The 15,131-nt window shown below is 66.8% G+C and carries 12 protein-coding genes and 1 pseudogene; 11 read left to right on the top strand and 2 right to left on the bottom strand.

What is annotated here, in order from left to right:
* Nucleotides 1-211: 211 nt before the first annotated feature.
* The 9 genes from IE257_RS16995 (at nucleotide 212) to IE257_RS16955 (ending at nucleotide 9,951) form a co-directional block, all read left to right on the top strand.
* A complete protein-coding gene (locus IE257_RS16995) occupies nucleotides 212-961 on the top strand; it encodes a TnsA-like heteromeric transposase endonuclease subunit (protein WP_229920433.1) in 750 nt (249 codons plus the stop codon).
* Nucleotides 961-3,015 (top strand): DDE-type integrase/transposase/recombinase, encoded by a 2,055-nt coding sequence (locus IE257_RS16990; RefSeq protein ID WP_189969474.1) that lies wholly within the window; start codon nucleotides 961-963, stop codon nucleotides 3,013-3,015. The genes IE257_RS16995 and IE257_RS16990 overlap by 1 nt, the downstream gene beginning before the upstream one ends.
* A complete protein-coding gene (locus tag IE257_RS16985) occupies nucleotides 3,012-4,244 on the top strand; it encodes a TniB family NTP-binding protein (protein ID WP_189969472.1) in 1,233 nt (410 codons plus the stop codon). Before IE257_RS16990 ends, IE257_RS16985 begins: the two co-directional genes overlap by 4 nt.
* On the top strand, nucleotides 4,241-5,758 hold the full coding sequence (locus tag IE257_RS16980) for a TniQ family protein (RefSeq protein ID WP_209468449.1): 1,518 nt from the start codon (nucleotides 4,241-4,243) through the stop codon (nucleotides 5,756-5,758). The genes IE257_RS16985 and IE257_RS16980 overlap by 4 nt, the downstream gene beginning before the upstream one ends.
* Before the next feature lie 139 nt (nucleotides 5,759-5,897).
* Nucleotides 5,898-7,130 (top strand): hypothetical protein, encoded by a 1,233-nt coding sequence (locus IE257_RS16975; protein ID WP_189969468.1) that lies wholly within the window; start codon nucleotides 5,898-5,900, stop codon nucleotides 7,128-7,130.
* A 195-nt stretch (nucleotides 7,131-7,325) separates the two neighbouring features.
* Complete coding sequence (locus IE257_RS16970; protein ID WP_189969466.1) at nucleotides 7,326-7,778, top strand: hypothetical protein; 453 nt, start codon at nucleotides 7,326-7,328, stop codon at nucleotides 7,776-7,778.
* A 116-nt stretch (nucleotides 7,779-7,894) separates the two neighbouring features.
* Nucleotides 7,895-8,434: a hypothetical protein gene (locus IE257_RS16965; RefSeq protein WP_189969464.1), complete on the top strand. Its 540-nt coding sequence runs from the start codon at nucleotides 7,895-7,897 to the stop codon at nucleotides 8,432-8,434.
* A 462-nt stretch (nucleotides 8,435-8,896) separates the two neighbouring features.
* Nucleotides 8,897-9,349 (top strand): hypothetical protein, encoded by a 453-nt coding sequence (locus IE257_RS16960; protein ID WP_189969462.1) that lies wholly within the window; start codon nucleotides 8,897-8,899, stop codon nucleotides 9,347-9,349.
* Between the two features lie 116 nt (nucleotides 9,350-9,465).
* Complete coding sequence (locus IE257_RS16955; RefSeq protein WP_229920432.1) at nucleotides 9,466-9,951, top strand: hypothetical protein; 486 nt, start codon at nucleotides 9,466-9,468, stop codon at nucleotides 9,949-9,951.
* Between the two features lie 198 nt (nucleotides 9,952-10,149).
* Here IE257_RS16955 and IE257_RS16950 read toward each other — a convergent pair whose 3' ends face one another.
* Nucleotides 10,150-10,995 carry an ABC transporter permease subunit gene (locus IE257_RS16950; RefSeq protein ID WP_229920496.1) on the bottom strand — a complete coding sequence of 282 codons (846 nt, stop codon included), beginning with the start codon at nucleotides 10,993-10,995 and terminating at the stop codon, nucleotides 10,150-10,152.
* A gap of 10 nt (nucleotides 10,996-11,005) precedes the next feature.
* A pseudogene (locus tag IE257_RS38360) lies at nucleotides 11,006-11,374 on the bottom strand (DUF8746 domain-containing protein); the annotation flags it as partial.
* Nucleotides 11,375-12,429: 1,055 nt separating this feature from the next.
* Here IE257_RS38360 and IE257_RS16940 point away from each other — a divergent pair.
* Nucleotides 12,430-12,978, top strand: a complete 549-nt coding sequence (locus IE257_RS16940) for a hypothetical protein (RefSeq protein ID WP_189969457.1) — start codon at nucleotides 12,430-12,432, stop codon at nucleotides 12,976-12,978.
* Nucleotides 12,971-15,034: a tetratricopeptide repeat protein gene (locus IE257_RS16935; protein WP_189969455.1), complete on the top strand. Its 2,064-nt coding sequence runs from the start codon at nucleotides 12,971-12,973 to the stop codon at nucleotides 15,032-15,034. The genes IE257_RS16940 and IE257_RS16935 overlap by 8 nt, the downstream gene beginning before the upstream one ends.
* Nucleotides 15,035-15,131 lie beyond the last annotated feature (97 nt).

The raw sequence follows: 15,131 nt of genomic DNA, 5'->3' as shown, positions 1-15,131 counted from the left end.
AACCCTCTAATTGGCCCCGTGGAGCGGCGTAGGTGGCCCGCAGGGTAGCGGGAGCGGCCAGATTCGGGGCAGTTTCCGCAGTACTGCGAACGGAAGGGCTGGCCGCGAGTGTGCTGGTGCTGTGGTGTCCCCCCTTGACCAGGCGAACCCGGACCGGGATCCAGTCTGGTCCCACAACTGCTCGCTCACAGACCTTGCAGTCCTGCACACGGTGCCCGAGACGACCGAGGAACTTGACGCCGGCGCCGACTGGGCCCGCCGGTGGGTCACCGTTTGGAAGTCGGCCCAGGGAGACATCGCCTGTCCTGTTCGGGATCTCGATACCTTCAAGTGGTCGGCCTCGCGCCCCGCGCGGGCGTTTACCTGGCGGGCTGGGCAGCGGCACCGGCCCGGTCTGGCGTACATGTCGACGACGGGGAGGCTGCACGGTTTCGAGAGCTTGGCCGAGCGGCGTCTGCTCTTAGCGCTCGACTTCGTGGGCGGCGCGGCCGAGGTGCTGTCGCAGCCTTTCACCCTGAAGTTCATGACCCGCCGGGGCACCGTGCGGCACACCCCGGACTTTCTGGTGCTGTTCCACGGCACCGCGCTGCTGATCGACGTCCGGCCAGCAGATCTGATCGAGCCGGACGACTTGGTCAAGTTCGCTGCTGCCCAGCAAGCCGCGGGAGCAGCCGGATGGCAGTACGTCGTGGTCGCCGGGTGGCAGCCAAGGCCCTGGGCCGCGCTTGAAACGCTGTCCGCCCGGCGGCGCTCGATGTCCGACCCGCTGGGGCTGGCCTCCGAGCTCCTGGAACTGGTCTCTGATGAGCCGCGGCGGCTGAGCGGGCTCGTGGAGGCCACGTCGTGGCCGGCACTCGCTCGGGCCTACGTGCTTCACCTGCTCTGGTCGCGGCGGCTGGCCATGGACTTGAGCTTGCGGCTGGGTGACGAGTCGTGGATCTACCTGCCGAGGAGGGGCTGATGACGCAGGGTGGCCAGGTGCGGCGGGCAGAAGACCTCACCGAGCACGATCTCGCCCGAGCTCGGATCCGTCAGGAGCACTTGCTTGAGGTCGAGACCGGTTACCGGAGCGGGAGCCGGTTTTGGGCCCGGCCGGGCGAGCCGCAGCCCGCGTTTGATCCCGCGCGGACCACGTTGACGCAGCGGCGGCTTGCGAAGGTCGCCGAGCTGAAGGAAATGGACGGGCATGAGGCGAAGCAATTGGGCCTGGAGCGACTCAGTGTCCGCACGCTGAAGCGGATGTCCGCGCAGCATTCCGAGTGCGGGCTCGCCGGACTGGCCGACGGTCGGTGGACACGCGCGCGGTCTGGGCATCGTTCCATCACGCCGGAGGTGGAGGAGGCGATCGTGGCGGTGCACGCGGAGTCACTGCACCGCTCGAGGATGAGCATGACCTCGAAGGAGCGGCTGATCCACCAGTACGTGCGTGAGCGCTTTCCCGACCGCGAGGTTCCGGTACCGCACCGCACGACCTTGTCGAAGGTGTGGCGGGAATGGTTCGGGCCGGGCGGCGCTCGCCAGCGCTACGTCCGCTCGGCGGCCGCGGCCGCCGAGACATGGATGCCGGAAACTGCCGTGCACGTCAGCCGGCCGGGACAGGTGGTGGTCCTCGATACGACGCCGCTGCCGGTGAAGGTGATGGACGACGTCTTCGCCGAGCCGATCACGGTGCACCTGACGATCGCGTTGGACGCCTGCACCCACTCGATCGTCGCGTTCCGCCTCACTCCGGGGGCGGAGTCGTCGGTGGAGGTGGCAATGCTGCTGCGGGACGTGCTGCTGCCGCTGCCGATGCGGCCGGACTGGGGCCCGGAGACGGAATGGCCCTACCCCGGCGCCCCGGCGGCGCTGGTGGCCGAACTGGCCGGGCACCCGGTCGCCGGGCTGCCGTTCTTCGCTCCGGAGACGGTGACCAGCGACCACGGCGCCGTCTACAAGAGCCACCACTTCGTCCAGGCTGCGGCGAGGCTGGGGATCGATTTGCTGCCAGCGCGGGCGATGCGGCCGCAGGACAAAGCCGCCTGCGAGCGGACCTTCGCCGGAATCCAGTCGCTCCTGCTGGAGCTCCTCCTCGGCTACCGCGGCATCGACGTTGCCGACCGCGGCGCCGACCCGGAGGGCGACGCGACATGGACGCTGTCGGAGATGGAGCACCTGCTGGCCACGTGGATCGTGAAGGTCTGGCAGAACCGACGTCTCGACCAGTACGCGCCCGCTTGGGATCCGGGCGGCCGGCACAGCCCGAATACCCTCTTCGCCGCCGCGGCCGCGAGGGATGGGATCTGCGTGGAGATCCCGCAGCCGGAGCTCTACTACGAGCTGCTGCCCGTGCACTTCGTACGGATCGACACCCGGCGCGGCGTGAAGATCAGCGGCCTCTGGTACGGCGCCCGCAGCCCGGTCCTCGAACCGTATCGGGGCCGCCCGTCGGGCAGGGGCGGGCGGCACGTGGGGAAGTGGGCCGTGCACCGCGATCCCCGGGACTGCCGGCAGGTCTTTATCGAGCTGGACGGAGCCTGGCACGAGCTCCTTTGGAACGGGCTCCCGTCCGGCCAGGAAGTGCCCGCCTTCTCCGACGCCCGCGTCGGAGATGTCCTGCGGCAGGCCGCCAAGGCCGGGCTCAAGCCCCGCAGCGACGCCGAACTGCTGCCGGTGCTTCTCGGCTTGGTGGCCGCCAAGACGCCGGTGGACGCCTGGCCGACCCAGATGACCCGGCAGCAGAAGACCGACCGGGCCCGCGAACTGGCCCGGGCCCGGGCTGCGGCCCTCGACCGGCCAGCACCAGAGCCGCCCCCAGGACCTTCACCGGCGGACGCCCGGGCTCTGCACAGGCAGGCCACCGCCGCCGTGGAGGCAGACCGGCGGCGCCGCCGCATGGCCGCCGTCTCCGTCCCGCTGCAGGCGCCTCAGCTCCTGGCCGATTCACTCAGGGCCAAGAACCTCTTCCTCCTCCCCGACGAAGAGCGGGACACACCTGAGGAAGCGGGCACGGGGCGGGCGAGGGAGGAGTCATGAAGCAGGCCGGCGCCGGGCTCGGGCTGAGCGTTCCCGCGGCGCGAGACCAGGTGGCGGGCTGGGACACGTGGCGACGGGCACGCCACGCCTTCGTACCGGCGCCAGCACGGACATTCGGCCAGTGGCGAGCGATGACCCCACTGGAGCGATCCGCCTTCGACCTGCACCGGATGGCCACCCACGCCAACCTCCCGCTCCTCGACACCCCGATGAGCCAGAGGGTCGACCGGCTACTGAGCGCTCGGATCCGCACCAACGCCTTCAAGGCCAAGCCGTCCACCCGCGCGGGAGTGATGATCAGCGGCGGCGGCTACCAGGGCAAGACCGAGACCACTTGCGAGATCGTGGCCGCCTTCGAGGACTCCTGGCGCGCCCTCCACCACCAGGTCCACCCCGACGCCTCGCCCGGGACCCGCGACCTGTGGGTGCCGGTCGCCTACGTGCAGACCCCGGTGACTGCGAAGCCGAAGAGCACCTGCAAGGCAATCTTGAACTTCTACGGGGCGCCCACAAAGAACATGGACCTCCCCGACCTGATCCGGCAGGTCGCCGCCTCCCTGACCGACCACGGCACCAAGGTCCTGGTCCTCGACGACATCACCCGCCTGCGGATGCACCGCGCCGACGACCAAGACACCCTCGACCTGATCCGCGCGTTCATGAGCATGAACGTCACCCTCGTCCTCATCGGCGTCGACATCCCTGCCTCCGGCCTCCTGCGCGAAGGCCGCCTTGATGCGGCATCCGGGCAGGGTGTGCTGCCCCCGTCCCGGCACGCCACCGCACACGGCTTGGAGGCCACCCAGACCGAGCGCCGCTTCGACCTCGTCGAACTCGACCGCTTCCGCTACGACACCGACGAACAGATCACCGCCTGGACCACTCATCTCACCGGCGTGGAACAGGCCCTCCGGCTGATGAACGCCCCACCGGGCATGCTCACCTCGGGCCGCATGCCCGAATACCTCTTCGCCCGTACCAACGGCGTCGTCGGCCTTCTCGAACGCCTCATCGAGGACGGCTGCACCGAAGCGATCACCAGCGGCGCTGAGCGCCTCACCGAGAACCTCCTCGACGCCCTTCCGCTCACCCTGGCCGGAGCCAGCCGCGATGCCGAAGCAGGCGAGATCCCGGCCGTCCCCGCGGCTCCCACCCGCCGTCCGCGTGCCGGACGGCGACGCAACACCGCGTTCGATGACCACGGCCCCGCCGCCTCGGACACAGCATGACGAACACGCCGCTGCCCAGAAGCCTCGACCCCGTGACCAACGAACTGCTGCCCGGCTACCTTCTACGCCTCGCCCACCGGCTCGCCCTCCCACCGCTGGACCTCGGCCACCTCTGCGGCCTCACCACCGGCCCGATCTTCCCGGCCCGCCACCTTGTCCGCCTTGACGCCGCCCAGGCCCAGGAAATCGCCGACATCTGCCGCCTCCACCCCGCCGAAGTCCACGCACTCACCCTCGCCGGGCAAGCCCCCGGCTACACACCGCTGCGCATCGACTACCTCGGGCGGCACCAGAGCTCCGTCACCATGGCCAACGACGGCTGGGTGCTCACCGCCTTCAGCCGCTACTGCCCCGACTGCCTGACCGACACAGCCCAGCTCCCTGGCGGACCCGTCTGGCAGGGCGCCTGGCGCCTCCCGCACACCTTTCTCTGCGAGCGGCACAACCGACTCCTGGCCTGGCAGTGCCCCGCCTGCCACGCGCCGGCGTTCTCCAACGGCTACCGCTCCGACGGACGGTGGCGACCCACACAGCTCATCCCTGCCCCGGGGCAGCGTCTGAACCCAGCCCGCTGCCGTCACCGTGCCGGCTCTGGCCGTGCCTCCGCCTGCGGCCAGCCACTCGACCAGCCCACCGGAGAACACCTGCCGCGGCCCACCCCGGCCATGACGCACGCCCACCGCCGGCTAGCCGAAGCCGCCACAGCCGGGGCCGATCACGAGGTGACGAGCCTCGGTCAGCGGGTGTCCGCCCAGTCGTTCTTCAACGACGTCCGGGCGACCGTCTCGGCCATCCGCGGCAGCTGGCCCCTAGCCTGCGAGGTCTTCGCGGAGCTCGGGTCGATGGACGCGGTCACAGCCCACGTCGATGCTCTCCGCCGCCCCCACCCCGAGCGGACAACGGCGCTGGGGGACGGACGGGTCGCTCGAACCTTCGGACACCCGCCCGCCGACCCGCTCCCAGCAGCGGCCCTGATGGCCCTCACCGTGGCGATCCTCGATAACCCGAACGGGCACCACACCCTCGCGCCGCTCCTGTCCGCCCTGCCGTCGACGAGCACCGCCCACATCCGGCTCCGCCAGCACGCCACCCACTGCTCACCCACGATGACCGCGGTGCTCCGCGGGGTCGTCCGGCTCCCACAGAAGGCTGTTGGAAAGCCTGCCCTCTTCCCCCAGCCCGCCACCCACCGGGGCAGACTCGACCCCCGCACCATCCCCGCTGTCCTGCCCGAGCACTGGACCACCCCGCTCGACGAGCTCGACGCGCCGAGACGGCAACTGCGGCGGGACGCGGCGATCCGACTCGTCCAGATGGCCACCGGCCGCTCCCGCCGGTCCGCCGCCCTCTACCTCGGAATCCCCCTGGGGTCGCTGCACTCCGCCACCGTCACCATCCGCCCCTGGCAGAAGGAACCAGGCAACGCCGTGGCGTACCAGAATGCCCTTCACCGCGTCGCCGAGATCGCTATCGCCGACGGCGAAGGCGACCCGCGAGGTGCCTCGGCCAGGTGACGGGGTCTCCATGATGGGGCGGTGCTGCCCCAGCCAGCCTCGGCTCTGAGGGTCGAAGTTGGCCCGAAACATTTCAGTTGGCCGACGGCGCTGCAGAGGGCCACCACAGCGCACGGAGGCATGCGGCAAGATGCGGCGCATGACCCTCTCATCGCGTTTCACCCTGCCGGGCCAGGTCCGAGCTGTGGCCGCGGCGGATCCCTCCGGACCGCTGACTGTGACCAGCTACGGTGCGAATCCCCTGGCGACCGTCATCACGAGGGTCGACCTCTCTGGCAAGGTGGCGTGGCAGCGGAGCTACCCAGGGACAGGCAGCCCGCAATCCCGTCTGTCCACGGACGGCACGCTGTGGATCGCCTACCCGGATCGCGGCGGTCGGCTCCTGGAAGGTGTTCTGCCGGACGGATCCACTGGGCCCACCACCCGCCCGGAGTGCCGCCCGGACGAGGAGATCGGGGCATTCGTCCTCCTCGACGACGGGTTCGTCATTTCCTGGGTCAGCGCTTCCCGCCTGGTCCGTGGAGAACGAAGCCAGCCCACGTCTGTACCGGAGCCTCGCGTGGCCCGGTACACGCGAGAGGGCGAGTGCCTCTGGTCCACGCCGATCGCGCTTGGTGCGGTGTCGTTCCCGGGTGTGATGGAGATGGGAGACCGGACCGGATGGGAGATCCGGCCGCGTAGACCTTGGGTCCCGGAGGAGATCGGCGTAGACCACTGGGAGCCACTGCTCGTCTCGGCCGACCGGATCGCGGCCAGCTTCACCGACACACGGGGCGGCATCGGGCGGACGTTCTTCCTCAACCTGGACAGCGGCGAGACCATCTCGGCCACCTCTCCGGCTCCCACCGGCCGAAAGGCGATAGCGGGACCTGGCCAGTTCCTGATCGGATCCCAGGGCTACGGCGCGTTCACGACCGGTCTCTTCGGCCGCCACGGCGCTGAAACCGCGCGCTGGGCCAGCCACGGGGCCATGCTCGTCGACAAGAACGGCAGCCCCAGTGGCCCCGAGCTCGAAAATCACCTGCCTTCGAGATCACGCTTCCGGCGACTCGCACCGGACAACACCCTCGTGGACGGGCCGACGCTGACGGGCTACTACACGTCCCACCCCGCGATGGACTGCGAGGGAACCACGGTGTTCTGGCGCGACGGCAAGCTACTCGCCGTGGACACAGACCTCGCCGGACACGAACTGTTCGCCATGGATGACAGCCGAGCTGTCATCGGTCGTGCGCTACTGCTGAGCGAAGGCAGCGTTGTCGTCTCCCTGGACGACGAGGTCCTGGTTGTCCGCACACCGCTGGGGCCCCTGGCAGAGGGTCCCTGGCCGTGCGGGGAAGGGAACCTCCAGGGCAATCCTCTGCTGAGCTGAAACGTTGACGTTGCGTCGGCGGAGGCTGAGGCCGAGCGCGTAGTTGCGCTGGCGCTGTAGCCAGCGGCCGGACCCCCGCAGGAAGCGTCCCTATGAGGTCAGCGGACCGGCTAAGCCAGGGTCTCGACCGGTTCGCGTACGCACGCGCGCGAAAAGGAGATGCTGGCTCCTGGCCTGCGCAGGCAGGATCTCTCCATGTCGACCGACGTCAGCGGAATGATCGAATGTAGGCCGGGGGCCCGCCTATGGGGACCCTACGACGAGGACTCCGTGTGGGAGGTCGGCATCGATCTCTTCCTCCTCAACAGAGGCAACGCCTACGACGGCCTGGCCTGCCTCTTCGGAATCCGAAACTCCTACGCCTTTCGTCCCCTGGCCGAAGATCGTGGCTTCCCGGACGACGCCTCGGATGGGCTGCGCAGCGTGTTCGCCGGCTACGGCGGCCCCCACGATGTGCACGGGACCACCTGGCTGACCTGGGCCGAGCTGGAGACCACGGACTGGCAGGAAACCAACGCCTCAGGCACACGAACCCGCTACTCAGCCGCAGGTATCGACACCGACTGGGGCCGGGTCTGGAACGTCATGAGCATCCTCAGCGAAGTCCACGGAGCGGAGAACGTACGCCTCGTCGTTTGGTTCCACTGATCTATGGCCGCCTGCGCGTCAGTGTTGGCCCGTGCGCCTCATCGTCTGGTTCCGCTGATCGGCCAAGCACCTGGTTGAAGGGCCAGGGCTCGGACGGCTGCCCCTAGACTCCGACGATGATCGAGATCCTCGAAGACCTGGACCTGCTGTCCCGGCCGAACCTCGACCTCGCCGGTGTCGAGGTGAACGGCATCGCCCTGGGAGCGCGGGCCGCGACCATTCCACGGCAGCGCATTGTGGGTGGCCTGTCTTCCGTCATCGCCCGGTACCGCGGTGGGACCAACATCGAAAGCGAGTACTACGACGCTGATGGACGGAGCCTGACGCTGGACGAGGTCATCGAAGACGTTGTCCGGTCGGACGGATTCCTCTACGGCGCCGACAAGATCAACTACAAAGTGTGCGCCGGAGCAGTGGTCGGCTTCGCGATCAGCGGCCCACATCTGTCCCACTTCGCACACTTGGCCTCGTACGAGGAGTTCCTGACGGTGTTCGGCCAGCCTGATCGAATACACGAGAACGAGGCATATGGCGACCTCATGAGTTACGAGACCTACTACTGGGGTGCCCGGAAGCATGTGACGTGGGACGCCTGGGAGGACCGGGTGAGCTTCATCAACCTGGGCGACTTCGAGGGGAACAGTCCCTCGCAATGAACTCCTCGCTCTCCAGAACGGCCAGGATGACCCGCGCGATCCTCGGAGAAGCCGCGGCCCGGCCTGAGCGGTGTAGTGGGTCAAGCGGGCCAACTATCTCGCTCAGTCACAGCACTTGTGACAACAGGGGGAACCATGCGGGCTCCCTGCGCCCACCAGAGCCCTACGACCATGTCGCGGGCATCAACACGGTCAACGTCTCCGGCTCCACCGTCCAAGCCACCTACTGGCCCGGCGACCCGCTCGTCGAAATGGGGCCCAGCGGGATACTCCGTATCCGTACCCTGCCGGTCTCGGACCCGTTCGGCCTCGCGACCCGCGGTGACCGGCTGCTTCTGCTCGGCGGGAGCGAGCGCGGGGGTCCGGTCGGCCTCGGAGTCGACCGGCTGCCGGGCCGCCCGGGCGGGCCGCCGATATCCTGGGACCGACATCGGGGGCTTTCCTCATCAGGAAGGCAGCACAATGCGGCGTCGATGCCTCACGCTCCTCGCAGCCCCGCTCCTCGCCTCCTCGGTGGCCCTCGCCCCCGCCTACGTGGCGCAGGCCGGAACCGCTGGGACGGGCGGGGTCAAGCAGGCGGTGAAGGTCACCAAAGTCGAAGTGGTCACCCTGTTGAAGCCGGGGGAGACCGTCGAGTGCAACGGCACTCCCGTGGCCATGGCCTTCGACGGAAAGATCACGGCGACCGGGCCGGGCACGGTCCGTTACCACTGGACCGTGAACGCCAGCCGCGCCCGGGTCTCCCCGGGATCCTTCGCCTTCGGCGCGGGCACCTCCACCAAGGTCGTCCTTCAGGTCGTGGACATGCCGGCGCCCAGGAACGCCAAGGCGGTGACCGGGTACGTCACGCTCCACCTGCCGGACCAGAAGAAGAGCGTCCGCAGCGAGCAGGTGACGTTCCCCTGCAAGAAGTGAGAACAAGGCGGAGGCGGCTGCCAGCGAGCCCACCGGCAGGTCCGGGGCGCCCTCCACACGTGTCCTGGGGCCGTACGGAGCCTCCGTCCGCGGGCCCTGTAGTGTGCAAGTGTCGCGTGATCGAGATCGAGCAGGGTGGGTTCATGGGAAGGCGCAAGATCCAGGACGAGTCGGAGGTGATCCGATGGTTCGAGGAAGGGCGCACGTATCAGTGGATGATCGAGGAATACCGGCGCAAGTACAACATCGAGACTGTCGTGTCGATGTGGGGCAATTTCCGGCGTCGGCGAGGTCTCGATCGGCGAATCGTGCGGAACGATGACCTCATCCCCTGGTTCGTGAAGGAGAAGCACCGCTGGGCCTACCCGCTGGCGATGCTCCGGGCCGAGGGCCGACGCCGCGCCGGCAAGGAGCTGACCGAGAGGGACGAGTCCCGGCTGGCCTCCTGGCTGGACGTGTTGAAGAAGAACGGTTCGGTAGTGCACTACGACGAGGGCACCGAGGAGGGATTCTCCTACGTCCCTCGCCGGGCGGGCGACAACGACATCATCCGTCGGCCTGACACGAAGACCACGCCGCGCCCCAACGCCAACAAGGGGTAGACCGGCGAACTCACGACAGAGTCCTGGCACTACTGCGCCCAGTGGAAGCCGAGTTCGGCGAGGTGCGTGGAAGTGAGGTACGGGGCCGCGTCGGGCCCCAGCGGCGACGAGACCGCGTATTCGGTGTCCCCGGTCGGCTCGGCGGGAGGTCGGCCGCCCCGTCTCCCCGCGGGCCTGATCCGGCCCGCGGGGCCCGGATCACAGGTCTCGTCGGCGCACGACTGACACCGCCAGGATCACGGCCAGGACGGGCCAGAGTCCCAACCCTGTCCAAGCCTCGGCCGCTGTGGGCAGCGCGCCGCCGGTGCGGGGGTGGAGCTGGGAGAGAGTTCCCCGCCAGGCGTAGTACGGGAAGTAGCCGAAGAGCTCGTTCGCCCATTGGTGCACGGTCGGTTTGAAGAACCCGGGCAGGACCACGAGCAGTCCGCAGGTGATGACGACGGATATGGCGGTGTGCCGCAGCAGCGCGCCCAGACCGAGGCCCACCAGTGCGGACACCGGTGCGAGCGCCGCGTTCGCAGCGAGGACGCCGGGGACTCCTGGATCGCCGACCGAGAGGCCGATGCCCCGGCCGGACAGTACCGCCTGGCTCAGCGTGAACGTCCCCAGGGACACGAACGCGCCGACGCCGGACATCACGGCCGCGAGGACGACGGCCTTGGCCAGCACCACGCGGTGGCGGGCCGGCACCGCGGTCAGTGTGGCGCGGATCAGCCCGGAGGCGTACTCGCCGACGATCGACAGCGCCCCGGTGGTGCCCGCGCCGATCATCAGCAGCGCCACCCCCGCGCCGCTCAGCGCCTCCGACATCGGGTCGTAGTGCGAGCGCTGGACCGGACCGTACTGTGGCCAGCTGTCGTAGGTGTCGAGGCTGCTCTGCAGGGCGAGCCCGAGCAGGATCAGCGTGCCGAGTCCCCATACCCAGTGGGTCGAGCGCAGCGCCCACAGCTTGATCCACTCGGCGGCGACAAGGTCCCGCCACCGCACGCGCGGTCCGTCGCCGTCGGGCGGGCGGGCGATCGCAGCCGACCGGGACCGCGTCATGAGCGAGGTCACGGCGCTCACCGGCCCGGTACTCGGCGCGGTCGGCGGTGAGCTCCATGAATGCCTCTTCCAACGATGCTCTACGGGGGACGAGTTCACTCAGCCTGAACCGGTGCTCGAAGGCGAGCTCGCCGATTCGGTCCGCGGTCGTCCCGGTCACCGTGAGCGCGTCGGGGCCTTCGGGCCGCACCTGCGCGCCCTCGGAGGCCAGCAGCGCTGCCAGCAGACCGGCGTCCGGGGTGCGGACGGTGACGTGCGTAGGGGCTCGGGTGCCGCGCGCGGCGAACGCGGCGACGCTCTCCTGCGCGATCAGCTCGCCCCGGCCGATCACCGCGAGGCGGTCAGCGGTGTTCTCCATCTCGCTCATCAGATGACTGGAGTGGAGGAGGCCCTGGTCCTGTACAAACACCAGCCGGGCACCCTCAAAGGGGACTGGAAGTACCTCCATCGACGCACCGGAGGCAATATCAGCTCACTCGCGGAACTCATCCGCGAAGCTGCCGCCGACGCAGTACTCACCGGAACCGAGCGGATCGACAGGAAGGTCCTTGCGAACATCCTGATCAACGAACACGCGCAGAGCACGTACGAGAACAACTGGCAGGAAGACCCTGATCCGCCCACACCCGGCGACAGCAAGAATTCCGACGATGAGGCCGACCAGGCCGTGGCCAGCTAAGTCATCCTGAACATCCGCGCGAAAAAGGGGGAGCCGACACGGGTCTGTCGCCGGTCGACCGGCAGCAAACACGATCTGATCTGCGACGGACGCGGCACCCCGCCCCTGCGGACGTCCGCCCTTGGCAGGCCGGAATCGCAGGTCAGCACCCGGTCGGCGGGGCCGGGCGCCACCACCCAAGGGGGCACACGTTGACGAACAACTGCAGCCTTCGCTGACTCGGCCGTACCGCGATGTTCAGGCCGGTACGCGGCGTCAGCACCACTGCTGGTTCCGCTGTGGTTGTTTCGCATCGCTCGAGTGCCTCAGGCTTCCCCGTCCGGGTGATCGGCTGCCCGGCAGATCTGAAGGCAGGTTCGCGCCGCTGTGACAGGGAGGTCCTGTCGCAGGCCAGGCCTGACCACGGCCGCCCTGGCACCTCGATTGCGCAAGTGAGTGCAGCTAGCCCAACCGCGCCTGCAGCCCACCAGCAATCGAGTGATGCCGAAGGGTTCCCTAATGCGCCGTGTTGCTGAGGACACTTAACTGGGCTCGTGAATGACGACACAGGCTCAAGGTCTCAGCATAATCAGTCTTGCGATCTATCGGTTTCGCGCGTGCGATGGTGGCAGAGGGGGATGTCGGGGGTTCCAAGAGAGAATGCCGAGCAAGACAGGCCAGAGCCCTGGGAACTTGTGATTGTTTTGGCTATCGGGGCTGCCACCATTGTCGGTGCCGTTCTCACGTTCCTTTCGCTCCAGGAGGAGAGCGCCGCTGTGGATGACGACAGGCGCGCCCAGTTGGAGACTGTGGAGGTCAAGTCCGATTTGGTGAGGGCCGATACTCAAGTGCGCCATGAGCGAGCCATGGTTGGTCACTACCGTCAAGTTAACGCAGAGGCGGACAGGCTGGAGGCTGAGGCGACGCAGGATTTGCCTGATGCGTCCCAGCTTCGCGACGAAGCCAGCTTGATGAGAATGGTGGCTGATGCCTCCAGCCTGGTGAGCTTTGATTGGAGCAGGCTTGAAGGGACTGGGGCGAACGCGAAGTACAACTATAAAGGACGCGTCGAGGATATTCTGCAGACCACGGAGTATTTGAGTGTTCCGAAAAGTCAGCCCGTCTTGACAGCTGCTGCGGCTGATCGGCACCGTGCGCGAAGCGAGCGATATGCGCTTTGTGTTGTTGCAACACTCGTGCTGCTCGCGCTCCTTACAGTGGCGCGGATTAGCCCCGTGTGGCCGCGGCGATGGATCGCAGGTATCAGTATGGTCGCCGGTGTCGTGGTGATCCCGATGTTGGTTTTCACTGAATGGGGTGTCTGACATGCCCAGCCATCGTGACCAGGATTTGAGTGTGCCGGATGTCGATCCCGTTGAAACACCGTTCAAGCGTCGGCTGGCACTTGCCGTCGCGCTAATTGCCTTGTTCGGCAGCGTCCTGGGGTACGCGGCAAACCTCGCAGGTACGCGAGAGGATGAAGCTGCTCGTGAGGCGCAGAGGAATGCGACGCTGGCGATGTCTCAACAAAGCGCGGCCGCGGCGGAGTATTATGATCATCTCGGTGGATTCGCTGCGGTAGCCGCATTCAAGCAGCGGCAAGATATCGCTGACGCCCGGGCGGATCTGCTATCTATTTCAGGCGAATCCGCCAATGCGGATCACTGGAAACAAGCGTACGGCAGGCTGGCGGATCTGGCACCCAAGTTGCAAAATGAGACGAGTTTTCAAAACTCGGCTCGTGTCGAGGCGGCGAAGTCGATCGTGAAGCCCACTCTGGCACGACTGCACCAACAAGCAAGCCACCAAGTGGCGGCAGACTGGGGCGATAAGGCAAGCGCCTACATCGGCGGAATCACCTTGCTGGCCATCTCTCTCGCCCTCTTGGGGCTGTCTGCAACAATCACGCCTCGGATTCGTCCGCTCTTCTGTTGGCCAGCCGCCGGCATCACCCTTGTGACGCTTTTCGGTTTCATGGTCGTCGTACTCAAGCCGGTCCCGCACATCTCTGAAAGTGCAATGAAGGCCGTTGCCGAAGGGGACCGCCTGACCGCGCTGGGTGAGCACCAGAAAGCCATGGTTGCCTACACTCGTGCGATCCGGGACACCAATAAGTATGCCGCGGCTTACCAAAGGCGTGCTGCGGCTCGGGCCCTGTCCGAAACTCCTGATTCCCTGTACGTCATCAGCGTCATCAGCCCTAAGGCCCGGAAGGAAAACATCGCCGACCTCGATCGGGCCATGCAGTACGGCGACAAGACCCTCTTGGACCTTGTCAACCAGGGCGCCAATTACTTTCACCTTGCAGACTACAGCAAATCGGAGGAGCTGACACGCCAAGCCCTTTCGTTGAACGGCGATCTGCCGATCCCGCGCCTGAACCTCGCTCTGGCGATGTCAGCACAGGGGCGGAAGAAGGAAGCAGAGAAGGAATTCCGGCGTGCAATCGCCATCTTTGAAAAGCGCTCACCCCTGGAGCGCAGAGAGCTTTACGCATCCGCCAGGACGGTACTGGAGACTTTGCTTCTTCAGCAGCCTGGGAGGCTCGATTCAGTGCGTAGCTTCCAGGGCCTGCTCGTCGAAAGTGAAGCCGCTGCTCTCCTCCCCGGAACTCGAATCCCTGCTGGTAGTGCATCCGTACCGCAGCTTGGGCTAAGCTTTGACGGGCCGGAGATTGATGTCTCTATGACCTACAAAGATATCCCGCAGAATGCTCTCGTGTCGAAGATTTTCTACTTCCGTCGAAACCCGGATAGTGCCTGGATTCAACGTCATGACCTCAGGACATTCGAGCGATTCAATCTCAAGGAGGACGGAAGTGCCCAGTGGGATGGACTGATTGAACTCCGATGTCCTTCAGCCGGTGACTACCGGGTCGATCTCTACGTCAACGATCGGCGCTTGGCCACTGCCCAAACAACCCGTCAATCCAAATCGGGAAACTTGCGCGCATACGCCGATCCATTCGGTGGATTCACTCTTTGTCAACCAGTGACATGGAAATCTTCCACAAACATCGCCGGTCGCCTCAGCCTCGAATCTCCGGACCGTGCGCAGCGGCTTACGGTTCAGGCAGTACCGCTTGCCCTTCCTGTAGAGGAAGGCGAGAAGCTTTCCGAGGCGGCTATCGCAAAGGTGGGTAATCGTTTTCAGGCTGAAGCGATTCGAACTGATCGTCTTGCATCGGCAGTCATCGGTGGAGCATCTGGCGCCCTCGAAAAGTATGAGATGAAGAAAGGCCGTACGGCTTTTGTGTGGGCCTCCATTCAGAGTGATGGAATGTTGCGCACTCTGGTGGGTGAGTATCGCGCCGGTCTTGATGACCAGCTGATCGTTGACCTCCTGAGGCGCATTAAATTCTCTCCTAGAAGAGCAGCATGAGCGACTGCCCTACGCATTTCGAACGGCCGGGTCGATGTGCAGGAATTCGAACGCCTCGGGAACTTCGGAAAGAAATCGAGGACACCGGCAGCACACT

The organism is Streptomyces avidinii (assembly GCF_014650695.1).
GTDB lineage: Bacteria > Actinomycetota > Actinomycetes > Streptomycetales > Streptomycetaceae > Streptomyces > Streptomyces avidinii.
This window is presented reverse-complemented; position numbering and strand designations above follow the sequence as displayed.